The organism is Streptomyces diastatochromogenes (assembly GCF_002242805.1).
In the GTDB taxonomy this organism is placed as follows: domain Bacteria; phylum Actinomycetota; class Actinomycetes; order Streptomycetales; family Streptomycetaceae; genus Streptomyces; species Streptomyces diastatochromogenes.
The window spans coordinates 1-25,993 of the sequence record NZ_MCGQ01000053.1 but is presented as its reverse complement, the minus strand read 5'-3'; the positions used below and the strand labels follow the sequence as shown (position 1 = coordinate 25,993).

28 protein-coding genes and 4 pseudogenes are annotated in these 25,993 nt (G+C 68.6%); 16 read left to right on the top strand and 16 right to left on the bottom strand.

Translation table 11 applies throughout. The features are described from left to right. From BEK98_RS42920 to BEK98_RS49320, 9 genes and pseudogenes are all read left to right on the top strand, one after another. Positions 1-216 (top strand): annotated as a pseudogene (locus BEK98_RS42920) (ISAs1 family transposase); the annotation flags it as partial. A gap of 355 nt (positions 217-571) precedes the next feature. Then, a complete protein-coding gene (locus tag BEK98_RS42915) occupies positions 572-1,405 on the top strand; it encodes a PIG-L family deacetylase (RefSeq protein WP_094222256.1) in 834 nt (277 codons plus the stop codon). Between the two features lie 180 nt (positions 1,406-1,585). Further along, complete coding sequence (locus tag BEK98_RS42910) at positions 1,586-1,909, top strand: glycosyltransferase family protein (protein ID WP_208643387.1); 324 nt, start codon at positions 1,586-1,588, stop codon at positions 1,907-1,909. Between the two features lie 435 nt (positions 1,910-2,344). After that, the gene (locus BEK98_RS42905) at positions 2,345-3,361 is read left to right on the top strand and encodes a DNA-directed RNA polymerase subunit alpha (protein WP_094222255.1); all 1,017 of its coding nucleotides are present in this window, start codon (positions 2,345-2,347) and stop codon (positions 3,359-3,361) included. 136 nt (positions 3,362-3,497) lie between these two features. Beyond that, the gene (locus tag BEK98_RS42900) at positions 3,498-3,656 is read left to right on the top strand and encodes a hypothetical protein (protein WP_208643386.1); all 159 of its coding nucleotides are present in this window, start codon (positions 3,498-3,500) and stop codon (positions 3,654-3,656) included. A gap of 568 nt (positions 3,657-4,224) precedes the next feature. Continuing rightward, positions 4,225-4,527: a hypothetical protein gene (locus tag BEK98_RS42890; protein WP_143684239.1), complete on the top strand. Its 303-nt coding sequence runs from the start codon at positions 4,225-4,227 to the stop codon at positions 4,525-4,527. A gap of 342 nt (positions 4,528-4,869) precedes the next feature. Further along, positions 4,870-5,055 (top strand): hypothetical protein, encoded by a 186-nt coding sequence (locus tag BEK98_RS42885; RefSeq protein WP_425276658.1) that lies wholly within the window; start codon positions 4,870-4,872, stop codon positions 5,053-5,055. Between the two features lie 422 nt (positions 5,056-5,477). Then, complete coding sequence (locus tag BEK98_RS42880) at positions 5,478-6,284, top strand: N-acetylmuramoyl-L-alanine amidase (RefSeq protein ID WP_094222252.1); 807 nt, start codon at positions 5,478-5,480, stop codon at positions 6,282-6,284. Between the two features lie 21 nt (positions 6,285-6,305). After that, a complete protein-coding gene (locus tag BEK98_RS49320) occupies positions 6,306-6,449 on the top strand; it encodes a hypothetical protein (protein ID WP_167444404.1) in 144 nt (47 codons plus the stop codon). 290 nt (positions 6,450-6,739) lie between these two features. Here the strand turns inward: BEK98_RS49320 and BEK98_RS42875 are convergent, their stop codons facing one another. From BEK98_RS42875 to BEK98_RS42860, 5 genes and pseudogenes are all read right to left on the bottom strand, one after another. Further along, entirely contained in the window at positions 6,740-7,303 is a 564-nt protein-coding gene (locus BEK98_RS42875; protein ID WP_094222251.1) for a hypothetical protein, read from the bottom strand. A 98-nt stretch (positions 7,304-7,401) separates the two neighbouring features. Next, positions 7,402-7,560 carry a hypothetical protein gene (locus BEK98_RS49315; protein WP_167444403.1) on the bottom strand — a complete coding sequence of 53 codons (159 nt, stop codon included), beginning with the start codon at positions 7,558-7,560 and terminating at the stop codon, positions 7,402-7,404. A 300-nt stretch (positions 7,561-7,860) separates the two neighbouring features. Further along, a pseudogene (locus BEK98_RS42870) lies at positions 7,861-8,475 on the bottom strand (N-acetylmuramoyl-L-alanine amidase); the annotation flags it as partial. Between the two features lie 50 nt (positions 8,476-8,525). Continuing rightward, complete coding sequence (locus tag BEK98_RS42865; protein ID WP_094222249.1) at positions 8,526-9,161, bottom strand: peptidoglycan DD-metalloendopeptidase family protein; 636 nt, start codon at positions 9,159-9,161, stop codon at positions 8,526-8,528. A gap of 130 nt (positions 9,162-9,291) precedes the next feature. Beyond that, entirely contained in the window at positions 9,292-10,254 is a 963-nt protein-coding gene (locus BEK98_RS42860; protein ID WP_244202224.1) for a helix-turn-helix domain-containing protein, read from the bottom strand. Between the two features lie 1,283 nt (positions 10,255-11,537). Between BEK98_RS42860 and BEK98_RS42850 the strand changes: the two genes are divergently transcribed. Further along, positions 11,538-12,896, top strand: coding sequence for a cytochrome P450 (locus tag BEK98_RS42850; RefSeq protein ID WP_094222248.1), 1,359 nt, complete (start codon positions 11,538-11,540; stop codon positions 12,894-12,896). After that, a pseudogene (locus tag BEK98_RS50455) lies at positions 12,893-13,063 on the top strand (ATP-binding cassette domain-containing protein); the annotation flags it as partial. The gene BEK98_RS42850 and the pseudogene BEK98_RS50455, both read left to right, overlap by 4 nt. An 18-nt stretch (positions 13,064-13,081) precedes the next feature. On the opposite strand, the pseudogene BEK98_RS50450 reads toward BEK98_RS50455, so the two are convergent. Continuing rightward, positions 13,082-13,612: pseudogene (locus BEK98_RS50450) on the bottom strand (transposase family protein); the annotation flags it as partial. Positions 13,613-13,736: 124 nt separating this feature from the next. Here BEK98_RS50450 and BEK98_RS42840 point away from each other — a divergent pair. Beyond that, entirely contained in the window at positions 13,737-14,126 is a 390-nt protein-coding gene (locus tag BEK98_RS42840; RefSeq protein WP_037743720.1) for a hypothetical protein, read from the top strand. A 1,125-nt stretch (positions 14,127-15,251) separates the two neighbouring features. Next, entirely contained in the window at positions 15,252-15,617 is a 366-nt protein-coding gene (locus BEK98_RS42835) for a DUF805 domain-containing protein (protein ID WP_094222246.1), read from the top strand. Between the two features lie 205 nt (positions 15,618-15,822). On the opposite strand, the gene BEK98_RS42830 is transcribed toward BEK98_RS42835, so the two are convergent. Both BEK98_RS42830 and BEK98_RS49310 read right to left on the bottom strand, forming a co-directional pair. Beyond that, entirely contained in the window at positions 15,823-16,026 is a 204-nt protein-coding gene (locus BEK98_RS42830; protein WP_094222245.1) for a cold-shock protein, read from the bottom strand. 543 nt (positions 16,027-16,569) lie between these two features. Then, entirely contained in the window at positions 16,570-16,851 is a 282-nt protein-coding gene (locus BEK98_RS49310) for a hypothetical protein (protein WP_167444402.1), read from the bottom strand. A 1-nt stretch (position 16,852) separates the two neighbouring features. Between BEK98_RS49310 and BEK98_RS42820 the strand changes: the two genes are divergently transcribed. Next, a complete protein-coding gene (locus BEK98_RS42820) occupies positions 16,853-17,320 on the top strand; it encodes an ATP-binding cassette domain-containing protein (protein WP_094222244.1) in 468 nt (155 codons plus the stop codon). Positions 17,321-17,355: 35 nt separating this feature from the next. On the opposite strand, the gene BEK98_RS42815 is transcribed toward BEK98_RS42820, so the two are convergent. From BEK98_RS42815 to BEK98_RS42795, 6 genes are all read right to left on the bottom strand, one after another. Beyond that, positions 17,356-17,799, bottom strand: coding sequence for a lasso peptide biosynthesis B2 protein (locus BEK98_RS42815; protein WP_094222243.1), 444 nt, complete (start codon positions 17,797-17,799; stop codon positions 17,356-17,358). Then, entirely contained in the window at positions 17,796-18,059 is a 264-nt protein-coding gene (locus BEK98_RS42810; RefSeq protein WP_107428329.1) for a lasso peptide biosynthesis PqqD family chaperone, read from the bottom strand. The genes BEK98_RS42815 and BEK98_RS42810 overlap by 4 nt, the downstream gene beginning before the upstream one ends. Next, on the bottom strand, positions 18,050-19,939 hold the full coding sequence (locus BEK98_RS42805; RefSeq protein WP_143684238.1) for an asparagine synthase-related protein: 1,890 nt from the start codon (positions 19,937-19,939) through the stop codon (positions 18,050-18,052). Before BEK98_RS42805 ends, BEK98_RS42810 begins: the two co-directional genes overlap by 10 nt. Positions 19,940-19,973: 34 nt before the next feature. After that, the gene (locus BEK98_RS48285; RefSeq protein ID WP_107428328.1) at positions 19,974-20,111 is read right to left on the bottom strand and encodes a lasso RiPP family leader peptide-containing protein; all 138 of its coding nucleotides are present in this window, start codon (positions 20,109-20,111) and stop codon (positions 19,974-19,976) included. 277 nt (positions 20,112-20,388) lie between these two features. Next, a complete protein-coding gene (locus BEK98_RS42800; protein ID WP_094222241.1) occupies positions 20,389-21,867 on the bottom strand; it encodes a dihydrolipoyl dehydrogenase family protein in 1,479 nt (492 codons plus the stop codon). A 75-nt stretch (positions 21,868-21,942) separates the two neighbouring features. Beyond that, a complete protein-coding gene (locus BEK98_RS42795; RefSeq protein ID WP_208643385.1) occupies positions 21,943-22,563 on the bottom strand; it encodes a carboxymuconolactone decarboxylase family protein in 621 nt (206 codons plus the stop codon). A 512-nt stretch (positions 22,564-23,075) separates the two neighbouring features. Between BEK98_RS42795 and BEK98_RS42790 the strand changes: the two genes are divergently transcribed. Next, positions 23,076-23,996, top strand: a complete 921-nt coding sequence (locus tag BEK98_RS42790) for a hypothetical protein (protein ID WP_143684237.1) — start codon at positions 23,076-23,078, stop codon at positions 23,994-23,996. A 147-nt stretch (positions 23,997-24,143) separates the two neighbouring features. On the opposite strand, the gene BEK98_RS49305 is transcribed toward BEK98_RS42790, so the two are convergent. Together BEK98_RS49305 and BEK98_RS48760 are read right to left on the bottom strand one after the other, a co-directional pair. Beyond that, positions 24,144-24,329: a hypothetical protein gene (locus tag BEK98_RS49305; RefSeq protein WP_167444401.1), complete on the bottom strand. Its 186-nt coding sequence runs from the start codon at positions 24,327-24,329 to the stop codon at positions 24,144-24,146. A 66-nt stretch (positions 24,330-24,395) separates the two neighbouring features. After that, complete coding sequence (locus BEK98_RS48760) at positions 24,396-24,515, bottom strand: trypsin-like serine protease (protein WP_143684236.1); 120 nt, start codon at positions 24,513-24,515, stop codon at positions 24,396-24,398. Between the two features lie 177 nt (positions 24,516-24,692). Between BEK98_RS48760 and BEK98_RS42785 the strand changes: the two genes are divergently transcribed. After that, on the top strand, positions 24,693-25,871 hold the full coding sequence (locus BEK98_RS42785; protein ID WP_094222239.1) for a CapA family protein: 1,179 nt from the start codon (positions 24,693-24,695) through the stop codon (positions 25,869-25,871). The last annotated feature ends 122 nt before the right edge of the window (positions 25,872-25,993 follow it).

Here is a 25,993-nt window from a genome sequence, read left to right as displayed (position 1 = left end):
TGGGGCATCGAGAACAAGATCCACCACGTCAGGGACACCACGTACGCCGAGGACGCCTCCCGCGTACGCACCGGCACCGCTCCACGTGCCATGGCATCCCTGCGCAACCTGGCCATCGGCGCTCTCCGACTCGCCAACCAGACGAACATCGCCGCTGGACTCCGCCACCACACCCGCGACGCCAACCGTCCACTGATCACCCTCGGCATCATGTGATCAACCAGGACACATCACCTGAACGACGCGGCCCTGGGCCGGGGCCCGAGCCGGTGCAACGAGCCGACGAACTCGTGAAGACTCACGGGCAAGTCTGGAAGCGAGGTGCACGGGAGCGAGCGCCGAGGCCCAAGGCTGTTCCCGTGCGCGGCGGGAACAGCCGATCCGGCCGGCGCTGTTGCACCGACCGAGGGACTTGGGCCGCGCGGGCGGGGAACAGAGAGACCAAAAGATCGTCCGCCCGACGCGATCCGGGGCCCGGGTCCGGTACGCCCGGCCACCCGATATCGGGGCGACCGCTTATGCGCCTGCCCCGGACTCGGACAGAGGCTTATTCACACAGGAGGACCGTTTTATGAATGACCGACCCTTGACGCTCATGGCGGTGCACGCCCACCCCGACGATGAGGCCACTGGAACGGGAGGTGTCCTCGCGCGATACGCGGCGGAGGGCATTCGCACGGTCCTTGTGACGTGCACCGACGGCGGTTGCGGTGACGGACCGGGGGGTGTCAAGCCGGGCGATCCCGGGCACGATCCGGCGGCCGTCGCCTTGATGCGGCGTCAGGAACTCGAGGCAAGCTGCGAAGTCCTGAAGGTCAGTCATCTCGAGATGCTGGACTACGCCGACTCCGGGATGATGGGCTGGCCGACCAATGACGCCCCCGGCTCCTTCTGGCAGACACCCGTGGCGGAGGGCGCTGCCCGACTCGCGGAACTCTTGCGGCGCTACCAGCCCGACGTGGTCGTCACCTACGACGAGAACGGCTTCTACGGCCACCCCGACCACATCCAGGCCAACCGCATCACGATGGCGGCGCTGGCGATAACCGCGCTGACACCGAAGGTGTACTGGACGACGGCGCCGCGCTCGATGATGCAGCGGTTCGGGGAGGTCATGCGCGAGTTCGGTGCGGAAGGGCAGGAGCCGGATCCCGCTGAGGCCGCCGCGATGGCCGAGATCGGACTCCCCGACGAGGAGATCACCACCTGGGTGGACACCACCGCGTTCGGCGGCCAGAAGTTCGATGCGCTGGCCGCACACGCCAGCCAGGGTGAGAACATCTTCTTCCTCAGGATGGGCCGGGAGAGGTTCACCGAGTTGATGGGCGTCGAGACCTTCGTACGTGTCCAGGACACCACCGGAGCAGCCGTGCCCGAGAACGACCTGTTCGCCGGACTGCGCTGATCCGCCCGCCCGCCGAAGGTCAGAGAGCTCATGGTCCGTACGGCTCGATCGGGCGTGCTCGCACACCCGGAGGCTTGGCCGGGCAACTGGCGTTCCGAGCCCGGTGACAGGCAGACAGCCCGGTCCCGCACCACCTGTGGTGGTGCGGGACCGGGACGGGGCGGAGAGGTCGCTACACGAGTGGTCGTCGATGCCGAGGACAACGCCCTGATGTTCTCCCGGCAGCCGATCCCCTACCCGCGCGGGGATCGGCCGCGATACCTGCGCCCGCTCGGTCTCTACGGCTTCACCGGAACGGCCCTCAGCATGTTCCGGCACCTGCCCCAGGGGTCGCCAGAGCGTACCGAAGGCGTGGAAATGCTGCGCTCCATCGAACACGGTCACTGCGTACGGATGCTCCGTGTCGTGGACGAAGAGTTGGCGGTCGACACCCCCGAGGACCTCACGAGGGCCGGCACCTTGTTGCGGACTCACGCCAAGAGTGCGATCTCCAACTCCTCCTGATGACCGCGGTCGACGGCCGCTCCCTGCAGTCCGACGCCCTGATCGCACGCTTCACCGCTGGCCTTGCCGGCGACGACCCCACCGGGCCGGAGGCGGAAGGCCGATTTCATCCCCGGCTGTACCCGCACCGGACCCTCCGTATGCCCCGTCGCCAGGAGCGCCTTGTCCTGTGTTGAGCTCAGCTCCTGTGCGCTCAGGGAGGTCTGCGAAGGGCATCCGACCCGCCGTGCAGAAGACGTACTGCACTGGTGGCTGACTCCCAGAAGCAGGCGCAGCTGGTCGTCGGGCTCCACTCCAGCTAGAGCTGGGCCCGCCGACTGGCTGGCAGATGAGTGGAGCCGGGAGGTTCGGCCTCTTCGGACGCCGTATCGCCCGTACCCTTCGTGGTGTCTACGGCGTCACATAGCGAGCGCCACACACTGGAGGCAACACCTCGTGCTCATTGCTCAGCGTCCGTCTCTGACCGAAGAGGTCGTCGACGAGTTCCGCTCCCGGTTCGTGATCGAGCCGCTGGAGCCGGGCTTCGGCTACACCCTCGGCAACTCCCTCCGCCGTACCCTCCTGTCGTCGATCCCCGGCGCTGCTGTCACCAGCATCCGCATCGACGGTGTCCTGCACGAGTTCACCACCGTGCCGGGCGTCAAGGAGGACGTCACCGACCTGATCCTCAACATCAAGCAGCTGGTCGTCTCCTCGGAGCACGACGAGCCGGTCGTGATGTACCTGCGCAAGCAGGGTCCGGGTCTGGTCACCGCCGCCGACATCGCGCCCCCGGCCGGTGTCGAGGTGCACAACCCCGACCTCGTCCTCGCCACGCTCAACGGCAAGGGCAAGCTGGAGATGGAGCTGACCGTCGAGCGCGGTCGCGGTTACGTCTCCGGCGTGCAGAACAAGCAGGTGGGCCAGGAGATCGGCCGTATCCCGGTCGACTCCATCTACTCGCCGGTTCTCAAGGTCACGTACAAGGTCGAGGCCACGCGTGTCGAGCAGCGCACCGACTTCGACAAGCTGATCGTCGACGTCGAGACCAAGCAGGCGATGCGTCCCCGTGACGCCATGGCCTCCGCCGGTAAGACCCTGGTCGAGCTGTTTGGTCTCGCCCGCGAGCTGAACATCGACGCCGAGGGCATCGACATGGGCCCGTCCCCCACGGACGCCGCCCTTGCCGCCGACCTGGCGGTGCCGATCGAGGAGCTGGAGCTCACCGTTCGGTCGTACAACTGCCTCAAGCGTGAGGGCGTCCACTCCGTGGGTGAGCTGGTCGCGCGCTCCGAGGCCGACCTCATGGACATCCGCAACTTCGGTGCGAAGTCCATCGACGAGGTCAAGGCGAAGCTGGCCGGCATGGGCCTGGGCCTGAAGGACAGCCCGCCCGGATTCGACCCAACCGCCGCCGCCTTGAGTGCGGACGACGACGCGGACGCGGGTTTCGGCGAGACCGATCGATACTGAACGCCGCGCCGAGTCGCGCGGGAGCCACTCCTGGAGCGGTCAGGCAGATGACGAGCCCTTCCCCGTCGCCCTCGAAGGCCAGGCATCCGCCCGCGAACGCCGCCGGCATGGCGGACAGCGCAAGGTCGTCGACGACATGGCTGACTACGCCCGCAGCCTGCGGGCCGGCGTGCCCGTGCCGCGGATCGCTCTGAAGCTCGTCATCACCTCCGGCAAGAACAAGGGCCGACGCCCCGGGGACGCCACCGTCTATCCCATCCTCGCCCAGGCCGACGCGGCTGACAGCATGCCCTGAGCCCGCACACACGAAAGCCGTCCCGGTGGCACGGGGCCCGCCCCTTCGGCATCCGCAACTCCTTCGGCTTCCGGCCGCTGAGCGAGGACTGCGGTCTGCCGGTAGACGCCTCAGACGGACTACGGAACGCGTTCAACGCGAGGGGCGGGCCACAGGACGCGCACGGAACGACGTGGATCAGCCGGGCAGAGTTGGCAGCCGCCAACTGGGACGAGACCGATCACTCCGGCACGCTCAGCCGAGCCACCGTTGCCGCGGCAGGGACCCACTGGGCGCCGGTCTGGAACGTGATGCGGACGTTCGCCGAGCTACATGGACCAGAGCATGTGCGACTCGTGGTCCGGTTCGACTGATCACGGAACTGGATGCTGTCCGTCGACACAGCTTGACTTCCCCATTGGCAAGCCACTGGGTGTTTTGGTTGGCCACGCCTGCAATCAGATGGGCCTTCTGGAAACTCCCTTACTCGCTAGGCTCAGTGACCTGTCCTGCGCGGCACTAGAGGGTCGGGGGGAAGCATTTCAGCGGGCGATGAGAGAGACCTACCGACACCCGCGAACCTGCCGCGATGGCAGATCTACGGGCTGGTCGCGTTGCTGTTGTTGCTGTCGAACGGCCCTCGCTGGATACCTGGCGGGCCCAGCTCGACATGGCAGTGATCCTGCTGGTCCTCCTCGCGACGACGGTGCTGCTGGGCTGGTTCGGGCTCGGCAACTTCGCCCATGCTCTGACCTTCGCCGGTCGCCTCACCGGTGCCGTCCTCATGACGGTCGTTTTCACCACGCTCCTGGCTGCCGGCGCGGTCCTGGACCACTGGGCCGGGCACACCTTGCAGTACTCCAACAATTCCGCCGTGGTGCGGACGGGCTGAGGCGTTGAAGACCCATGGCTGGCCCAAAACTCCACCGTCTCGGCATGAGTGGGCGCGGCTGCTCGGTGAACGGGGATCCCGCCGCATCTGGTCTCCCGGCTTCTCGAACTCGGCCGGGCTGGTGGACGGCAACCAGGGCTTCCGGGCCCAATAGTCAAGATCAGCAGCGTCCACAGCGACGTACCGTAGCCCCTCCCCCTGACAGCGAATATCGCGTACTTGGAATGACGCTCGCCGCCAGTCGGCGCCTCCGCCTGGACAGCGAAAGAACGCGAGCTCTACGCCAACGACCTCGACGACGAGCGCGCCCTGATCGCGGTCTCCGCCGCGTCCAACCGCTCCATGGCCGACCAGGACCCCTCAACCTGGCTGCCCCGGTACGCCGGCCACTGGTGCACCTACCTCACCAACTGGGTCGCCGACAAAACCCGCTACCACCTCACCATCGACCCCAACGAACAGACCGCCCTCGCCGAACGCCTCACCGCCTGCCCCGACGAGCCCATCACCGTCACCCTCACCCGCTGACGCACCCCGCCTGTTCTCTCGGCGGCTGGAAAGACTGAGCCTCGCTCAGCCCACTCGAATACGGCGCCTCGTCTACACCTACAGTCATATCGCCCCAGACACCACTGTCCGCATCCATCGCGAACTCGCACGCGTCAGGACAACGCCTCCAGCCAGGCGGCCTTGCTCGTGGCCTGCGTCAAGCAGCTGCAATCCACATGCCGCGGCGACCACACCGACCTGACGCCCAGTCCCGGCGATCGCCCGCCGCGGAATGTCCGTGTACGGGCCCACGTGCAGCCGGTAAGTCCTATTACCTCAACTTCACTCCGGCCGACTGACGGACTGCCCTGCCCGCCCGTGTCGGGGCGCTTTCGCGTGCCCACATCGGCCACCGTGTGGGCTCAAGTATCCATACCGCTCACCTCGAAGGAAGCCTTCTCATGGCCCGTATGCCGGGAACGGTCTACCGCCCCGTCCGCAACTTCCACCCCAACGGCGTCCGCGAGCACCGTGGCCTGGTCCTGCACGTCCAGGACGGGAACAACTCGCCGTTCGGCTGGTACAACGACCCGGCTTCGCAGGCGTCCTCGGACTTCTGGGTATCGAAGTCGGGCGTCATCGAGCAGTACGTCAACACCGGCGTCGACTACGCCTGGGCACAGGTGGCCGGGAACCCCTACTACACCAGCGTCGAGACCGAGGGCCACCCGAACGAGTCGCTGACCGACGCGCAGGTCGAAGGCGTAGCCAAGATCTACGCCTGGGGACACGGCGAATGGTCCTGGCCGCTGATCGTCGTCGACTCGACCACGGCGCACGGCCTCACCTACCACGGCATCGGGGGCGCCGCCTGGGGTGGACACACCGGCTGCCCCGGCGACCTGCGCAAGCCCCAGCGCGGCCGCATCATCGCCCGCGCGGGAGAGCTGGTCAGCCCGCCCGCCCCGCACCGCACGGTGTCCGTCGCACACATGGTCACCGCAATGAAGGCCGACAGCGCCGGGCCGCAAGGCGACGTCACATACAAGACCGAGGCGCTCCTCCTGGAAAGCGCCCTGTACGCGGAGGGCCTGCTCGCAAAACAGTGGGTCGACGGCAGCCTCGGCACCAAGACTCGTGAGGCCTACGCCGCCTGGCAGCGCTCGAAGGCCGGCGGCTCCTACTCGGAGAGCGCCGCAGATGGCTACCCCGGCATCCAGTCTCTGTCCCGCCTAGGCACACGGCACAACTTCCTGGCCCTCGCCTGACCCGAAGAGAGTGAGCGTCAGATGAAGACCGCGAAGATATGGAAGGCGGTCGTCGTCGGCACGGCCACCGGCACCGCAGCGGCGGCGACCGCAGTCCAGAACGGCCAGGTCACAACCGCCGAGAGCCTCACCATCGTGCCGGCCATCTTCTACCGCTCGGCATGACCTGCGCCGTGCCCGACCGGGGAACCAAGGACCTTGCATGACCGCGACCCCGAACCCCGGCGACGAACGTCGCAGTGGAGATCGCTCAGCTACGAGGGGAGATCCGCACGGGTCTGGAGCAGGTCAAAGGCACTCTCGGTGTCCTGGTCGAGCGCACGAACCGTACGGACGCTGACGTCCGCCAGCTCCCGGGCAGCACGATCCGCCGCTACACCATCTGGCGGAACAAGCACGACGCCGACGAATGCCTGCGCTGGTGGACAGGCGAACGTTGCGTGAAGCGGCGACAGTTACACCAGCAGCCGCTGGGCCACCCGCGCGACCGCCTCGGGGAACGGGCACTCCAACTGCTCAACGCGCACATCATGGGCGAGGCATTCGAGTGTGTCGTCATGGAAAGTCAGGATGTAGTGACGCATCGTGTCGTGCCAGCCACCCTGGTGCGCGGGGTGTACCGAGTTGATGCGCTCCGCCTCGGCGATCCATGGGGAGTTGTGGACTTCGTGGGCCTCGTAGGCTTCCAGACCGTGGTCGGACAACGGGTGACCGTGGAGGGCTTCGTCATTGGGCCCCCCGAACCTGACCGAGTGGGGCCGGATGAACTCGATCAAGCCCAAGGCTGCCGGAGCCGGATCACGAGGGTCGACCACCGTGGCCCAGGATCCGTCCCAGTCGGGTCTGGGTACATGGCGATAGAACAAGACCATCGTTCGGTTACTGGAGTTGAAGAGGTGCGGCATCGGAGCGCCTGCGCTCCAGCGGATCCCGAGGTCCAGCACGCTCGCATACGGCAGACCCTGGCTGCGTGCCGCTTCCCGTGCCGCTTCCCGCTGGGCGCGGAGTTCGGCCACCATCGCGGCCCATTGTTCGCTGTTCAATATTTCCTCGTGGTAGATGCACGGATCTCCGCCCAGGCTCAGGAGGCCACGATGGCGAGGACCAGACCCGCGCATCATTTCAGCGAGCGGCGCCGGCAGCGACCCGTTTTCGATGACCCGGTCGTTGTCAAGGGAGCCAGTCCATCGCCCAGCTTCTCCTGGACCTCGACCTTGACGAGCCGAGCCGCCCCGTCACCGCCCTCGTCGAGCGGCAACTCCATCACATAGGCCATCGCGCTCCCCCGTCACATCCGTTCGCTCTGCCCCTTGTCTCGTGGAAGGCGCAGCCTCATCAACCACTCCACCGTCGCTGGTCACAGGGCAGCAATGGCCATTTCGGCCAACGCCTCTCGCCCTTCGGCGAGAAGGCCCGGGCCGACGGTGGCCTCGTGGTGCTCGGGGCCGCCGGTGGCGTGCACGAATCCGGTCTTTCTCGGGCGTTGGACCCAGGCGACGCCCGTGTGGGGTGCCTCCGTACGGAGGCACCCCACACGGAACGCAGGGCTCACTCACCCGGCGACGAGCGCGGGCTTCGGTGTCGTCTTCAGGCGGGCCGCGACGCGGTCACGCATCCCGGGCATGGAGAAGCCCTTCGGGTCGATCTTGTCCTGGGACCATTCGAGGTGGCCGATGACGCTGCGGGCGGTCCAGCCGTGGGCACGGCAGATCGCGGCGCTGACGCGTTCGATCGCTTCGAGTTGTGCCGCGGGCCACGGGTCGTCGCCGTCGCCGCGGTTGACGCATTCGAAGCCGTAGAAGCAGACATTGCCGTCCACGCCATCGTCGTTGCCGCGCGTCGGCTTCGGCGGGCGGGTGCCGTAGTCCTCGGCCTTCACGCGCTCGAGGACCTCGGGATCGCCCCCGCCGGCATGGTTCGCACGCCCGTGGCCGACGAGGTGGACGGTGCCGTCCTTGGCGATGACGCCGTGGCACAGCGGGCCCGGCAGTGAGCTGGAACCGTCCCGGCAGATGTCGACGGACTTCTGGGTGCCCGAGGTCACGGTGTGATGGATCATCACACCGTTGACGGGTCCCCAGGGGCCCTTGTGGTTGCGGTTGTGCGTGCGCCAGTCGCCGACCTCCACGACCCGTACGCCTTCGGCGCGCAGGGCGGCGAGGAGCTTCGCTGCGGACAGGGGTGTCGCCATGGAACCTCCCAGTAGGTAGATAGGTGGTGAGGGCCGTGGGTGGGCTGTGCTCACCAGGAGGGCTTGCGGTCGTTGCCGTACCCGCCGCCGCGGGGTCGGTCCTCGAAGTGCAGGTGCGGACCCGTCACGTTGCCGGTCGCCCCGACCTTGCCGAGCCGCTCGCCCGCCTTCACCTTGTCGCCCCTGGAGACGGTGCGCCGGGACAGGTGGCAGTAGATGTAGTCCCTGCCGTTGTCCGCGCGCAGGCAGATCCAGTTCCCGTACGCGCCGCCGTCGCCGTTCGACCAGGCGATGGTGCCCGCCCGTACCGCCACCACGGGGGTGCCGGTGGGTGCCGCGTAGTCGTCCCCGGTGTGGTAGCCGACAGAGTAGTTCGAGTTACGGACGCCGTATTCGTAGGTGACCTTGTGGCCGGGCACGGGTGAGGCCACCCGGCCCGAGCGGTGGCCCCCGTCCTTCAGACCGAGCCGGGCGAACGTGTCCTCGCCCGGCAGTCCGTCCGCCCCGCTGCCCGACCAGCCCTGCGCGCGCTGGAACTTGGCGCAGGCGCTCTTCGTCTCGTCGCCGTACTTGCCGGTGGCGCCGGACGGTATCTTGTAGCCGGCGGCGATGAGGGCCTTCTGGAACGTCTTCACGCACGGCTCGGTCGAGCCGTATCGCACGTGATCGAACTCGATCTTGGTCATGACCTTCTCCCCGTTGATGTCACCGCGTTCATGTCAGTCGCCCGGTCTCAGGCGGCTGTTGTCATCTTCTGGGCAGCGGGCGCGGACGTGTTGACGCCGAGTCCACGGTTGTTTGACGATCCGTCCCCACTCAGTCGGCTGTGGGTCCGTCGCCGGTTTCCTGGAGCAGTGCACGGCGGCGGTAGTCGCGGGGCGACATGCCGTAGGCCGAGCGGAACGCGCGCGTGAAGACCGGATGGTGTTCGAAGCCCGCGTGCACGGCGACGAGATGAACGGGGACGTCGCTCCGGGCGGGGTCGGCGAGCTGTTCGCGGGCGCGCTCCAGACGCAGGTGGCGGATCCAGCCGGACACCGTGGTCTCGCGGTCCTGGAACAGCCGGTGGAGATGGCTGGCCGAGATGTGGTGCGCGGCGGCGATGGTGGCCGGCGTCAGGTCGGGGTCGTGCAGGTGGTCGCGGATGAACGCCTGGATACGCAGGATCAGGGTCCGCCTCCGGGACTCGGCGGGCAGGCGGTCCATGGCGTCGAGTGCGTTCGCGAACACGGTCGCGAGCAGGTCGACCAGGACCGTCTCGAGCCGGGGTGCGTCGGCGGCGGTGTACGAACGGGGATTGTCCCCCAGGGTGGTGAGGAAGGCCGTCAGCAGGGCCCCGACGCCCTCCTGTCCCGTCATCCGGTGACCGATCACCCGGTCGAGATCGTCCGAGGACAGGGGCAGGCACGCTCGCGGCACGTCGATGCTCACGGCGTCCACGCCTTCCCCCTGAGGGCCCAGGAGAATATCGAAGGGGCGGGAGGAGTCGTTGGTACGGAGCTCGTACGGGCCGTACAGGGCGTCCGGGCCGCCCATGCGGAAACCCACGGTGCCCTTGGTGATCAGCGAGAGGTGGATCATCTCCGGGTCGGAGCTGCGGATGAGCCGCGGTGTCCGCCTGATGGTCTGGGGCGACCAGACCGAGGACCACACGAGCGCGCTCCCCAGTTGGACGACGCACTGCTGCGCGCGGAAGTCGGAGGCGGGACGGCAGACCAGGTCCACGGGCGCGTGTATCTGCGACAACTTCTCCCGCCACGCGTCGACCCGGTCGGCCACCGGTAAGTCCTCGGACCTGAACACTGTTTCGATCATCGCTTCTGCCCCCGTCGCAGCGTGGATGAACACCGGGCACTGGTGGCCCGGGCACATCACCAGCATGCCGAGGGGCAAAGAAGCAGAAAAGAGTTTCGCTCCATTCGGCGTGGCGCACCCAGCACCTACGGAGACCCTGCTACAAGCTCCGCTGGCTGTGTTGATAGCGGCTCCGCCAAGGGGCCGAGACAGGCCGTCGATCGTCTGCGACATCGTCGTGGCTGGTCGCGCTCGGCGCGCGGTGTGAGGTTCAGCCCGTCGGCCAGAGCGGCAAATCCGCGCTTCGCCGACAGCCGCAACGGCCCGAACCTGCCGTTCATGGACAGAACCAGGTCCGGGAAGCGGGATCGCGGGCTCAGCGCGCCAGTGGTGCCGGGGGCGGAGGCGGAGGTGCCGGCCGGCTCCGTAGCAGGGAGACCGGGGCGTGCAGGTGCCAGATGCCTGGGAGGTTCAGCTTGCCGCTTCGTTGCGCCGGTTCTCGTTCCAAGCTCCACGTCTCCACTGACGGTTCGGGGTGGTCGGACACGCGGGCGCACATCTGCTGGCGGAGCTTGCCGATGCCACCGGTCTGACCACCGCCTACTCCCCTGCGCTCAGGGCACTGCGACCGCGTGGCACCGGGCACGATCCCAGTTCGACCGCCACCGATCTCGCGGTGCTGCTTGCCGACGGCGGTCAGGCGATAGCGGATCTGGCCGCGCTGCGGGACCAGGGCGAGGTATTGGGACCGGTCACCTCCACGCCCACCGCCTGGCCGTTGCTCGCCGACACCGACGGGGCAGTACTCGCTCCGCTGCGAGCAGCCCGGGCCTCAGCCCGGGAAGTCGCCTGGATGCAGGCCGCCGAGACCGCCCAGGGCATACCCGCCGTCCCGGCCGGCGGAGGAGAACTTCCCGGCCTGGTCCTGGACCTCGACGCCACGATGATCACCTCCCACTCGGAAAAGGAACAGGCCGCCGCCACTTACAAAGGCGGCTACGACTTTCATCCGAGGCCGGCACAGTCGGTGCCGGCGCCACGATGGTCATGCGCGGCCTGCCGCCTTCGCAACGTGGGCCGCCCCGGTTCACCCCGTCGGGGAATCCGCACGTCAACGGCACCGTGGCGCACTTCAGCCGAACGACTCAAAGGGGCCACCCGGACGGTGTGGCTTCCGGCCCAACGGAGCTGGTTCTGCTCGGGATTGGCTAGACACATGCCCGGACAGCGGCCGCCGCCCCCGGCATGTGCAGAAGGAGCTCTCCTCCATGAGCAGGACACAATCCGACTTCCGATTCGCGCACGCTCCGGGCGCGTTGCCGGGACTGGGGCACGCGCTGCGCGTCTGGAAAGCCCCCCTGCCTTTCCTGCGTTCTCTGTCGGACCAGGGTGATCTCGTACGCGTCAGGCTGGGGCGGAAACCTGTCTATCTGGTCTGCCACCCGGAGCTGGCCGACCAGGTACTGCGGGACTCCCGTGCGTTCGACACAGGCGGCCCGGGCAAGGACGAGATGCGGGCGCTGTTCGGGAACGGAATCCTCACGTGCCCGAACGCCACACACAAGCGGGTGCGACGCGTGGTCCAGCCCGCATTGCAGCGTGACCGCATCGCCAGGTGCATCAGCACCATGGTCGCCACGGTCGACGCCATGACCTCTGCCTGGCGGTCCGGCGCACCGTTCGACGTGACGCGGGAGATGACGGACATGGCGGCGACGACCGGCGTACGCGTCATGTTCAGCGCGCAGATCACGGAGCACTACCGCGACGAGGTCGATGCCTGCCTGAAGGAGATCAACCAGGGGGTCTACGACGAGGTGCTGACCTCCGCGCTCGGAGTGCGCTGGCTGTTCCCTCACCGCACCCGCCGTTTCCACCGGACACTGGCCCGGTACAGGCAGGCCGTCGACGAGGTGATCCGCGCCTACCGCCGCTCAGGCACGGAGCACGCGGACATCCTGTCCGCACTGCTGGCGGCACACGACGACGCCGACGAGCCGATGAGCGAGAACGAGGTGCGCGAGAACGTCATCAACATGTTCACCGCGGCCACAGCAGCAGGACCCGCCAGCACCATGGCGTGGGCCCTGCACCTGCTCGACCGCCACCCGGACATCGCCCGGCGCGTCCAGCACGAGATCGACTCCGTCCTCGGTAGCGGTCCTCCCAACGAAGCGGCGGTAGAACGCCTGGAACTCACCCGGCAGGTCGTCCTGGAGACGCTGCGGCTGTACCCCCACGGCTGGCTGATCACCCGCTGCGTCGCCACACCCGTCGAACTGGCCGGGCAGATCCTGCCACCCGGCACCAGCGTCGTCGTCAGCCCTTACCAGATGCACCGTCAGCCGCATCTCTTCCCCGACCCCGAGCGGTTCGACCCCGACCGCTGGACGCAGGGCACCCCCGGCCCGCGCGGGGCCTACATCCCGTTCGGCAACGGATCCCGCCAGTGCCCCGGAAAGAATCTCGCGCTCACCGAGATCCTCGTCGTCCTCGCCCGGGTACTGCAGAACTGGACCCTTACCGGGCAAGCCGAACCCCCGGGCCTCGCAGCACCCCGGGTCGACATGATGCTGGAGGCCCCGCCACTGGTGATGACGCCCCATCTGCGCGGTTCCCGGTCATGAGCGTCTCCCCGGCCACGTCCACCCAAACCGCCCTCAGGGCGCGGGGCGTTCGCAAGGCATTCGGCAAACGCTTCGTCCTGGCCGGCGTCGACCTCACCATCCGCCCCGGGCAGATCGTCGGCATCGTCGGAGAGAACGGCGCCGGCAAGACCACCCTCCTGCGCATCCGGTGCGGCGACCTGCGCCCGCTCTCGCAGAAGCTCGCATTCGGCTGCCAGGAGGTCAAGGAGGGTCTCGCGTTCGTCGGCCTTGGCCCCGGTCAGGGCGAAGGCGATGGGCAGGCCCTGAAGGGTGCAGACCAGGTGCAGGCGCAGGCCCCAGAAGGAGCGGCTGTGGCTGGCGCAGTAGCCGTATTCGGCCCAACCTGCCAGGTCGGAGCGTTTGAAGGTCTCTCGGGAGCGGCCGCATTCCACCGGGGTGGAGTTCACGACCCATAAGTCGTCGCTCCACACCGAGGTGGTGGTGGCCAGGATCCGGTTGGCGCTTCGCATCAGACCGGCGGCCTTGCGCAGCCGCTTGTTGTAGCCGGGCTGCTGGGGCAGGTAGGGGAAGAGGTGGCGCAGGTGGGCACGGGCATGGCGGAGCCATTCGGCCTCGGAGGTGTAGCCGAGTATGGCCTGCATCGTGGCGAGGGTGACCAGTTCAGCATCGCTCAGGCGGGGCGCAATGCCGACCGGCGGGCGCCACGGCGCCAGGTCGGGATGCTCCTTCAGCATGTCGTCGGTCGCCGCATAGAGTGCTGTCGCGAGGGTGCCCACGTCGTTCGTCACAAAACGATCTTGGACACCCTCGTTCTCGTCTCCGCAGACACCCCTTGGACCACACCACCAGGAGGAACCAGTGTCATACCCGCAACTGCTCACCCCCGAGGAGAAGCTCGCCGACGCGAAGAAGCTGTTGAGCCTCCCGCGTATCGTCGTGATCTGCGGCTCCACCCGCTTCATGACCGAGATGAACGAGGCCGATCTGCGGGAGACCAAAGCCGGAAAGATTGTCGTCAAACCGGGCTGTGACATGAAGTCGCCGCACGAACTTTGGTCCGATCCTGTCGAGGCCGAGGCGCTGAAGGTTCGACTCGACGATCTGCACCGGGCGAAGATCCGGCTCGCTGATGAGGTGCTCGTAGTCGGCGACTACATCGGAGACAGCACCCGAGCCGAAATCGCCTACGCCCGGTCGCTGGGCAAGCCCGTGCGGTTCACGCACCCCGAAGTCGACCCTGACGCCTGACCGCCCGCTGCCACCTCGACAACCAGGGCCGGCAGCCCGCCGCCTGACCGTCTCGCGGTAGCTTCGGCCGCCGCCCACCCCACACCCTCCGCAGGCATCCCTTGGAATTGATCATCTAGCCGCAAGCCTCACCTGGACGGCGGCCCTCACCCTCATCGCGCTCCTCGCCTTCTGGAACCGCACCCGATCCCCGGCAGCCCACCACCCACCCCACCACCGGCACCCGGGCCACGCAGCGAGAAGTCCTCACCGCTGAACAACAACGCGGTGTAGCGAACCGAGACACCGAACCGCGGCAGCATCCCGTGATCGCTGGAGGGGGAAACCGCGCCGGCTGGTGGAGCAGTTCCCGGCGGCCGCCGTCCAGTCCAGGCGCTGGAGCATCTGGTGCTGGCCCTGCACACTCGGCAGGCGGTCCGGACCCGTGCCAGGGGAATACGACAGGCCCGGCCCAGCCCGAGCAGCTGCGGACTTCGCGGACACGGGGTGCGGCGGTCAACTGAGGTGGAGAGGGCTCAGGCCGGTGGCCCCGTCGGTGACGATCGTCTGCTGCCCTGGGCGAAGGTCACGTTCTGCTGCTCTCGAACGTCGACGCCGTAGTCGTTCAGACCGAATGGAAAGTTGGCCATCGTTCTTAGCCTGGTTGAGCCCTATTCCGATGGTCGCAGGTCGATCCGGCCCCGGCGGTAGCAGTTTTGTGTAAGGGGCTGGCGGACCAGTGCACGGTCAGCGGCAAGCACGATCCGCCCGTCGACGGCTTTCGGGCGCGGCAGGCCTGCCAGTATGCGGCGGAATCACGTCGGTTCGATAAGGGGTTCTCGTCGGTTTCCTCGCGGCGGTGATCGGCCTGTTAGGCGGTCCAGGAAACTGCACCATGACAGATGGACCGAGAAGGCGTGCCGGTCTGGGCAGCGGCGATCGTCAGCCCCGGTTCGATCAGTCGTCAGCGCCGCTCCACCCGCGCCTCGCGCGAGCGGGAGGGTGTTGCCTCGCGGCCGTTCTGCAAGGCTCGCTGCAGGGCGTCACCGACCCCCGTGAATGACGCGACCCTGCCAACCCCTTACCCTCTCCGTCTGGCCTGATCCATTTCGGAGGGGCCCTCGTCAATCACCCTGGGGGGACACAGTGAGCTGGTTCATCGCTGCGCTGAAGAAGTACGCCGTCTTCAAGGGCCGGGCACGCCGGAAGGAGTTCTGGCTGTTCGTGCTGTTCACGTACATCACCTACGGCGTGCTGGGCGGCATCGGCGTCGCGGCCCACTCGTCGGCCTTCCTCGCCGGCCTTGGCATCGCCGTCGTCGTGTTCCTGCTGCCGACCTGGGGCGTCACGGTCCGCCGACTGCACGACACGGGCCGCTCCGGCTGGTGGATCCTCATCCACCTCATTCCGACATTCGGCGCCATCATCCTGCTGGTCATCTGCTCCGAGGACGGCAAGACAGGCGCGAACAAGTACGGCCCGAACCCGAAGGAAGTCCCGGCGTTCGCGTAACGCCACGCCTTCGGTATCCGGCGTCCGGGGGCCGTCCGGCCCAAGTTGCCGGGGCGGCCTCACGCATCACCTCGTCGTCGACCTCGCCTCCCGGGCGGGAGACGGCGACGCTCGCGGAGATGGTCGGGAGCGTGGGTGATGGGTGCGGACACGGATCAGGTCCCGGAGGTGTTCCGGGACCTGCAGCCGTGCGAGGCCGGACGGATCAGGCGGGGGTGATGTTCTCCGCCTGCGGGCCCTTCTGGCCCTGGCCGATGTCGAAGGTCACCTTCTGGCCCTCCTGAAGCTCACGGAAGCCGCTCGCGTTGATGTTGGAGTAGTGCGCGAAGACGTCCGGCCCGCCGCCGTCCTGGGAGATGAAGCCGAAACCCTTTTCGGCGTTGAACCACTTGACGGTTCCGCTGGCCATGCTGAGCCTTCCGGTCGAGATCGGACCCGCACCGCGCGGACCCGAAGGTGACGCCCTGGTCCCGCACAGCAAAGCGCCCACGCCGGAGCGCGGGCGGCCACTGCGAACCAGAACATCTGACAGTGACGCTACACGGCGAAACCTGCTATCACCAGAGAGCAACGGGCAAGACCCGCCAGGAGTACGCCGGTTCGGCGTCCACGGGGCGCTCGGCGCCCGCCGGACTCGGGAGCAGCAGCGGCGGGATCTTCAAAGCGCGACCGCCCGCTCCCACTTCCCGTCCTGGGGGTGTGGCCCCGGATCTCACTGGCCGAGCCCCCACAGGGCCAGGAGGACCTGACACATCGGCATGCATCAGCCTACGTCTGCCGCCAGTCCTAGGGCGTGTCCGATAGGTCGTGTGAGCTGGTCAGGGCCGTGCCCTAGTGTGTGGTGCTGAACGAAGGGGGGCGCTTGTCACGCGATACGGCCGAAACAAAGGCAGGGATGAAGGGGATCACGCTTCCTGCCTGGCACGGAAAGCACTACGTGACCCTGGCTGAACTACTGGTCCGCCTCGGCAGCTTCGGCCTGGACCTGATGTGGCGCGTCGAATTCGACGAGATCGTCGATCCTCGCTGTGTCGAGATGGAGAGACGGTCTGCCGACGTCGGCATGGACACATTGACGCTGTTGTCGCTGACGACCCCGTTCCTTCAGCTGATCGACGCCGAAGCACGCGGGTTCGCCGAGGACAAGCTGGTGGTCGTCCTGACCGAAGTAGACAGCTCGTTGTGGGAGGTCAGGGCTGTCGACGAGCGCGTACTCAGCGAAATTCGTCGCCACTATGGACCTGCGCGCCAACGTCCATCTCGGCCAGCTCCGCTCCGAGACCGACGCCCTCCTCCTGGACGCCGCGCGGGCGGCCGGCGCGGACAGCGTCATCGCGAACGTTCCGCACGGCTTGGACACCCTGGTTGCGGGTTCGCACTGGGGCGGTACCGACCTGTCCGGCGGGCAGTGGCAACGGATCGCCGTCGCGCGCGCCTTCTACCGTGACGCCGCGATGCTCATGCTCGACGAACCCACCTCCGCGATGGACCCTCGCGCCGAATACCTGGTGATCCGCCGTTTCAAGGAGCTCGCCGCGGGCAAGACCGCCGTCTTTGTCACCCAGGGCCTGGAGAACGCCCGGATCGCGGACCGCATCGTCGTCCTCGACCGGGGCCGGGTCCGTGAAGAGGACGACTTCGAGACCCTGATGGCGCGCGGTGGACTCTTCGCCGAGCTCTACCGGCTCGCCCAGGACCGCTGACCGCCCGCCCCTTCGCGGCCGTCGGCCCGCCGGCCCTAGGACTGCTCTTCCGGCAGCCTCTTCTGCGGCAAGACCGGTACCACCATCATGCGGTGGTACGCCCCCGGCCGGTGCGGTTCGCCCACCGGAAGGCCGTCGACCTCCACCCAGGCGTGCGCGCGGAACGGCGCCGTGCGCACCCCCGTGCACCAGTCCGGCCAGACCCCGCGCATCCGGCACAGCAGCGCCGTGGCCACGGAACGCTGAAGGCAGCCCTCCCCGGCGCAGCGGGCGCTGAGTGCGACGACGGCCTCGCGTGCGGCGAGCGCCTGAGAGGTGGTGGCGGGGGCGGCCCCGCGCCGGACCACGGACAGGACGCGGCGGATGCGGTGCGGCTTGAGTGTGGCGATCAGCCGGGCGGCGCCCGTGGCGATGAGGACGGGCGGACGACGGCGCAAGGGCAGGCGGCTGCGGGCGGCGGGCACCATCGGCTGGCTCATGCGGGCACCACCAGCCGGGCCTCGGTCAGCTCGCGCGTGATCGAGGCCGCGTCGGCGTCGGCGCGCTCTGCGGCGAGCCGCGGGTAGGCCTCACGGAGCGCGCGGGCCGTATCCGGTGGTTCGACGCCGTCGAGGAGACTGCGTAGGACGAGCGCCGCCGTGCGGTTGAGCTGCCAGTAGCGGCCGGTGACTTCGTCGAGCAGCACCATGCCGTCCGGTGTGTCCGTCGTGCAGACTCCCGGTCGCAGGATCAGGCGCACGGTGCTCCTTCGGTGGTCGCGGGGCTCGTGAGGCAGGTGGGTGCGGGGCGGGCACGGAGCCAGATCTCGCTGCCCAGACTGGAGCTGAGGGAGCGCAGTCCCTCCGGGGTGGGGTGCACGCCGAGCAGGGACGCACGGACCGCGGCGTCGTCGATCAGTCCCGCGCGGGCGAGCCGCGAGCCGTCGAAGAGCTCCACCAGCGCAGAGCGATGGTGGCGCAGGCTGACGTGGAAGTCCGTGCTGTACTCGCCCTTGGTGTTCCTTCGCAGGACGTCGTCGGGCGCGATGCCGCGCACCGCTTCGGCGAGCACCGGCTTGTACCGGCCGGGTGTGCTGCGCTCGGCCACGCGAATGGCCAGGGCCGCCTCGATCACCTGGTCGTCGAGGTACGGCGCGGCCAGCCCGAGTCCTCGGCGGGACGTCACCTGGTCCAGTTGCCGCAAGCCGCGCCCACCGGTCCGTACGCACGCGAGGGCCGTGTGCTGTCCGCGCTCAGGCGCGAGGGGCTCGGCGGTGGCGGCGGCTTCCCTCAGCAGGTCCCGCACGGCCTCGGCAGCGTCCCCGGTCGCCCACGGCGGCATGCGCAGGTCCACCCCCCACGCCGTCGGGGGAGCGCTGCGGACCAGGGCCGTCGACGGCGACTGGGGCGCGATGAGACCCTCCGCCCATGCGGTCAGCCACTGGCCGAACGTCTTACGGTCCGCGAGCTGACGCAGCAGCTGCCCGAGCGGCCAGTGCTGTGAGGTGCGTTGCGTACGGATACGGGACCAGGCCGCCAGGGGGTGGCGTCGGACGTAATCGTGCAGGTGCGGTGGAAACGTGCTGAACAGCTCGTCTCCGCCGCCGCCCATCAGGTGCAGACGGGATCCCCGGACGGTCATCAGGCGGCACAGCTCCGCCATCCTGGCGCCGTCGCGCACCCACGGTCCCGGCTCATCGGTGGGCACGGCATCTCCGGTGAGAGACGCCAAGTCGCCGTACCAGAAGGGCCATTGGTCAGCGGCGGGCACGATGTGCTCGCTGTCGGGAAGGCGGGCGGCGGCCCGCACGGCCCAGGCCGCGTCGTCGTTCTCGGGGTCGAGGCTCTGCCAGCGCAGCGTCACCAGCTTCGCTCCGGGCGGCCGGGTCCGCTCCTGCGCCCGTGCGGCCAGGAAGCACAGGCTGGTGGAGTCCAGGCCACCGGACAGGTCCGCGCTCACCGTGCCCCCGTCGGCCGTGCAGGTGTCCACCGCTGCGGTCAGTGCCGAGCGCACCGCGGGCACGCCTTCCTGCCATGCGCGCTGCGGCTCCGGCGGGGTCCACCACGGCTGCGTGCGGGCCTGCCCGTCTGTGTCGATCAGCAGACAGTCGAAGGACGGCACGGCTTGTACGCCCTGCCACACACAGCGGTCATCGAGCGGGTATGGAAGCGGGGAGGCCAGCAGGTGCGCGGCCAGGAGCTGTTCGTCGGGGGCCGCTCCGATCACGGCGGCGAGCCTGTCCGCCCGGTCGGCGGCCACGGCCACCCCGCCCACTCGCGCGTGAAACAGCCGCCGCACCCCGGACGCGCTCCCCCTGGCCCGGACCGAGCCGTCGACGGAGGCCAGGAGGTGGAAGCTTCCGGTCAGGCCGTGGGCGATCCGCTCCACATCCCCGATGTCCCGCAGCCGTCCCGCACGTTCGGACAGCGCCTCGACGGTGACCGGGCAACGCCCGATCACCGCGACTCGCCGCGCCCCTGCCGCGCCCACCGTCACGTGTCCGTCCGGCCAACTGCCCAGCAGCCACGGCCGGCCGGAGTGGTGAGGGATGGCCGCGGTGGCCCAGGGGCGCAGAAGCCGCGCCGCGGTCACTCCGGATTCACCGTCCGGGAGGACGGTGAACCACACATCACCGCTCATGGCACGTCACCCGTCATGTACGTCCGTCTCCGGCCTAGTTGGGGCCGAGGTACCACTCGTAGGGCGGGAATCCGCCCTCGTAGTGCGCGCCCAGGGCCTCGCCCCGGGTCAGGTCGGCGAAGTCACCGACTTCCACCATGGCCGGCGGTTCGTACACTTCCTCCTGCTGCATGAAGGTCGTCCTTTGCTTCCGTTGATGATGCGTGGAACCCACGCCCCGGCGGAAACTACCCACCGCATTCCGGCACCACCTTCAGCAGCGACCACTCCCACCCAATTCAGTGAACCGGGCAGATTTCTTCCCTCGCCGGAAGCACGCAGGCAGCGCCATGAGCGCCGTGCACGCCCAGAGCGGTCGTGTCCCACGACGTGGTCGCGTCCGGCCGCCGGGTGCGGACAGTCCGATGCACGCGGCGGCGTCGAGGGCCCCTCGGACTGGGGCGCGGACATCACGTGGAGGCGTTCTGCGGGTTCTCCTGGTCGCGCTGGTAGGCGGCGAGGAGGAAGAGCCAGATCTCGCTGACGGTCGGGAACGGGGCGATCGCATGCCTGAGGCGTTTGAGCGGGACCTCGCCGGCGACCGCGATGGTGGCCGAGTGGAGGAGCTCGCTGACACCGGGGCCCACGAAGGTCGCACCGAGGAGGACTTCCCGGTCGAGGTCGACGACCAGCCGGGCGTGGCCCTGGTAGCCGTCGGCGTACAGGTTGGCGCCCTGGGCGGCGTTGAAGTCGAGGTCGACGATCCTGACGCGGTGGCCGGCGTCGGCTGCCTGCTGGGCGCTCAGGCCCACCGCGGCCGCCTCGGGGTCGCTGAAGAAGACCTGGGGTACGGCGTGCTGGTCGGCGGTGGTGGCGTGATCGCCCCAGGGCCCGTCGTCCAACGGTCGGCCGGCGGCACGGGCGCCAATGGCGTCGCCGGCGGTCCGTGCCTGGTACTTGCCCTCGTGGGTGAGCAGGGCGCGGTGGTTGACGTCGCCGAGCGCGTACAGCCAGGCGCCCTCGACACCGTCGACCAGGCAGGTGGTGTCCACGTCCAGCCAGGAACCGGGGGTGAGACCGACCGTGTCCAGGCCGATGTCGCCGGTGGCAGGGGTGCGGCCGGTGGCGAACAGCACCTCGTCGGCCTCCAGCTCGCTACCGTCGTCCAGGGTGAGGGTGACCGGACCCTCGGGGTCCGGGCGGCGCAGGGCGCTCACCTGCACGCCGATCCGCACGTTCACGCCCGCTTCGGTCAGGCCCTGGGAGACCAGCTCTCCGGCGAAGGGTTCCATGCGGGGGATCAGGCGGCGCCGGGCGAGCAGGGTGACATGGGAGCCGAGGCCCTGCCAGAGAGTGGCCATCTCGATGCCGACTCCGCCGCCGCCGACGATGGCGAGCCGGGCGGGCACGGTGCTGGAGTCGGTGCCGTGCCGGTTCGTCCAGGGCCGGGCCTCCTCGATGCCCGGGATGTCGGGCAACGCCGGCCGGCTGCCGGTGGCGATGGCCACCGCATGCCGGGCCGTGAGGGTCTGCTGCGCGCCGTCGTCCCGGGTGACGGTGACCCGTCGGGGGCCGTCGAGGCGGCCGTGGCCGCGGAAGAGGTCGGCTCCGATGGACTTGACGAACAGGGCCTGACCGGAGTCGTCCCAGTCGGTGACGTAGCGGTTACGGCGAGCGAAAACGCCATCGGTGTCGAGCCGGCCGGTCACGGCCTGCCGCGCACCCTCCACACGGCGGGCATCGGCGACCGCGATGACCGGCCGCAGCAGCGCCTTGCTGGGCACGCACGCCCAGTAGGAGCATTCGCCGCCGACGAGTTCCCGTTCCACGACGGCTACGGACAGGCCGGCGGCGCGGGCGCGGTCGACGACGTTCTGGCCGACCGGTCCGGCGCCCAGCACGATCACGTCGTAAGGGGTGCCTTCGTGGGTTTCGTGCGGTTCGCTCATGTTCTTCCTCGCATTCCTGGGAGTGCCTGACGACGGTCGACGGCGTGCTGGTCACGGTGGTGCCGACGCTACTCATCAGGCCTGGTCGGAGATGCCGGGGCTCGCCGACCAGGCCAGGGGGTGTGACGGTCGGTCGTGGGTGTGCGGGGTGACGACCGGCCATTCGTTGTCGGTGTCGGCGAGGACGTTGGAGTAGTGGGTGAGGATGTTCAGCGCCAGATTGCCCACGATCTCCGCGATCTCCGCGATCTCCGCGATCTCGGCGTCGGTGACGTCGGCAGTCCGGGCAGTCTTGAGCTGCGTCTCGTCGATGCGGCCGCGGCCGCAGGCGATGGCGTCGGACAGGGCCAGCAGTGCGGCGGCGTGCGGGTCGGCGGACTCGGCGTGGCGGGCACGCTCCAGTTCCTCGGCGTCGACCTTGGCGACGTGCGCCCCTATGCAGGTGTGGGCGGAGAGGCAGTAGGTGCAATTGTTGTACTCCGCGCCAGCGATCGCGAGCCGTTCACGGACCGGGGCCGGGATCACGCCCCCGCTCAGCGCGCCGGACAGGGCGAGCCATCCCTTGGCCAGGGCCGGACTGTCGGCCATGGCCTTGGCCATGTTCGGGACGGCGCCAAAGGCTGTGCGCACTTCGGCGTGCGCCTCGGCGGTGGCGCCGGTAGCCTCGGCGGGCTGGATCTGAGGAATCCGTGACATGGGGAACTCCGTGGGATAGGGCGCCCGGGCAGACTCCCGGGCCTGACGGGCTCACCGGGTGACGGCCGGAATCCCTGCCGCCCACGCGAGCCTGAAGCGCATCCGTGCGCAGTCCGGGTCATGTAACCGCCAGGTGTTCGCAGTCCATCGCACCAGGGCCATACGCCTCACAAGGAGCCGTCATAAGCACCGCTTTGGGGCGTTGCGCGCGCTGACCGGCACACAGGTGGCGCTACGCCTGCCGTGACGGCCTGGACCGCACAGCGGGTCCCGCGCTCATAGGGGTCTCGGATACGCCTATGGCCGGTACGGAATCACCGGAAAAGCCGGGCGCTTTCCGCAGCAATCCACTGTGGCCAGCGGTAATTGGCCAGTCGGGGCCCAAAGCCGCCGACTACCGTGGCGATTGTCCCCTCACCCTGCAGCCTCGCCCGCGAGACCGGCCTCATTTCCATGCAGCAGATCGCCCAATAACCCGGCCGACGGAACGTCCGGGATGCATCGTGGTGGGCGTGGTCAACAGCAGCGCACTGCCAACCGCTCCCGGACGAGCCATTCTACTGGGGGCCCTCATAGCCATCGGTGCCGCACTCCTACTCCTCCAGCTTGGTGCTGGGCACACGCCAAGCAGCCGCAGCTTTGCCGATCTACCCGAATTCGCTACCTGGATCTGGGCGTACGCCGCAGAGGTCGGAGCTGCCGTTGCCATCGGCATCGCTACGCTTCCCGTCTTCCGCGTCCTGGCTGAACAGGCTGGTCGACGGACGACTGCCCTCATGGGCAGTGCCTGGCTGGTGTTCGGCACACTGATCGCCGTCTTCGGCCCACGTGCGCTCGACGAGAGCAATCCGCTCTGGCTCGGGACGGCACGCTTCCTGACCATCAACGCTTTGACCTGGGTGTTCATCACGCCGTCGTTCGCTGGGCTGTTGCTCGTCCAGGTGCGACAGTCCGCGCTCGCCGACGACATCGCCTCTGCGGTAGAGGACGGCAAAGCCGGCCAACTCATTGTCGAGCTCCTCTGGCTGCGCGCCGCCATGCTTCGCTTCCTGCTCACCTTCGCTACCGCGATCACGGGTGGCGTCCTGGCACTGGGCGCACTTCGCGGTGCTCTGCTCGCCCACGGCACGCCCGCTGACGACGTGCCCGTGCTCCGGTTGCTCACCTACGGCGGAGTGTTCACGGTGACAGCGGCATTCATCTTCGTGCCTGCTTACCTCGCATGGCAGGAGCAGGTGTTTGCGCTCCGTGACGCCCTGTACCCAGTGCCTGAGGACGGTCGCCCATCCCACGACTGGTTCGACGCCCGGGACTCCTTCGATACTCTCCTGGCCGCACGGGTCAGCGCTGGGCGCGTGCTGACTGCGGTCTTCGGAGTGCTAGCCCCTCTTGCCGGCAGCGTGGTCTCCGCATTGCTGTCGGCGAATCATTGATCAACCTCGTAGCAGGTGATCAACGCAGGACCCAGTGGCTTCCCCATGGGGAAGTCAAGCTGCGTTGTGGGACGGAATTCCCTGATCAGTCGAACCAGACCACAAGTCGCACGTGTTCTGGTCCATGCAGTTCGGCAAGCGTCCGCATCACGTCCCAGACCGGCGCCCAGTGGGTCGCCGACCGACCCACTGGAACAGCGGCTGTCCGATCGCCGTGCAGTCGCGCAGCACACCGCTGTGGGTGCGGTCGAGCCGGGCGAAGACCGGGCCGGGGAGGTCGGCTTCCCACGGTGCGTCGGCGAGGCGCAGCACAGCCAGATCCAGTCCCGGCACCACCACAAGGCCATTCACCTGAGCGGTGGCGCCGTTGCTGGCCAGGACGACTCAAATCTGCGGCGGTCACGCGCCTGCTTCTTTGTTGCGGATGCAGTGTGCCGCCGTCAGTACCTGCCGGCCCTGAACGAGGAATCCGGAACCGATCTGCTCCCGCTTGCCGGACGGGGTGGCGATCACGGCCACGACTCGGGCCAGCGGAATCCCAGCGGTGGTGGAAGGCACCGGCTCGCACGCGCTCGGCTCGCGGCCGGTGCCGCGAGGCGGCGCGGACGGCGTCGAGCGCGAATGGGAACGGCGTCGGGAACACGCCGGCGGATGACCCTGCGTGAAGGATGGGCGCCCGCTTCGTAGCATGAGCCGATGATCATGTCCGGCGGACAGTGTCCTCAGCAGCGGAGCGAGCGGCAGAAGGCGGTGCGCCGTCAGCGCCTGTTCGCCCTCGGCCTGGTCGGGTCCGGTGTGGTGGTCGTTGCGGCGTTCGTGTTCCGTGTCGGTTCCGAGGGCGCAGCCTCCATCGGCTCCACCCAGGCCCCCCTACGGACGTCCGGGATCACGGTGTCCGGTGCACCGGCGGCCCCGCGCCCTGCGGGCAACGTGCGGATCGCTGCGGTCGGGGACATCGTGATGGGCACGCTGCCGGACGACCTGCCGCCGGATGGCGGCGCCTCATTCTTCGACCCCGTCGACGACCTGCTCGCCGGCGATGTGGTGCTCGGGAACCTGGAGGGCACGCTCACCACCGGCGGCTCCAGCAAATGCGAGTACATCGACGGCCCGAACTGCTTCGCGTTCCACGCCCCGCCGTCCTACAGCCGCTGGCTCAAGAAGGCCGGGTTCACGGCCATGAACGTGGCGAACAATCACATCGACGACTTCGGGGCGGAGGGACGGCGCGATACGTTCGCCGCGCTGCGCTCCGTGAACCTGCCGTTCACCGGCCGCCTGGGCCAGATCACCATCCAGCGGGTACACGGCATCAGGGTCGCACTGATCGGGTTCGCTCCCGACCGGGGGGCGAATGACCTCACGAACATCCCCGCCGCGAAGCGACTCACCGCCCGCGCCGCAACGATGGCGGACATCGTGATCGTCACGATGCACGCCGGCGCGGAGGGCTCGGACCGCACCCACGTGGAACCCGGCACCGAGTACTTCCTCGGTGAGGACCGCGGCGACAGCTACCGCTTCAGCCGTGCGGTGATCGACTCCGGCGCCGACCTCGTCGTGGGCAGCGGCCCGCACGTGATGCGGGGAATGGAGTTCTACAAGGGTCGTCTGATCGCCTACAGCCTGGGCAACTTCACCGGCTACAAGGTGCTCGGCCTCGGCGGCACACTCTCAACCAGCGGCGTGCTGCAAGTCACCCTCGGCGCCGACGGCACCTATGTGTCCGGGCACCTGCACCCGACCCAGATCGTGGAGCCCGGCACGCCGGAGCCGGGCGGCGAAGCAATCGACCTCGTCTCCAGCGTGTCGGAGGAGGACTTCGGCTCGCACGCCGCCCACATCTCGGCGGACGGGACGATCCAGCGCCCGTAGGTGGGCGCCGTAGACGGCTGCCTCGCCGAGACCGGCCTGAGCATCAGACCCGCATGACCCGCCGCCTCACCAATGAAATAGACATCGGAGAACCAAACACTCACTAAGTGGGCGTTTACTCC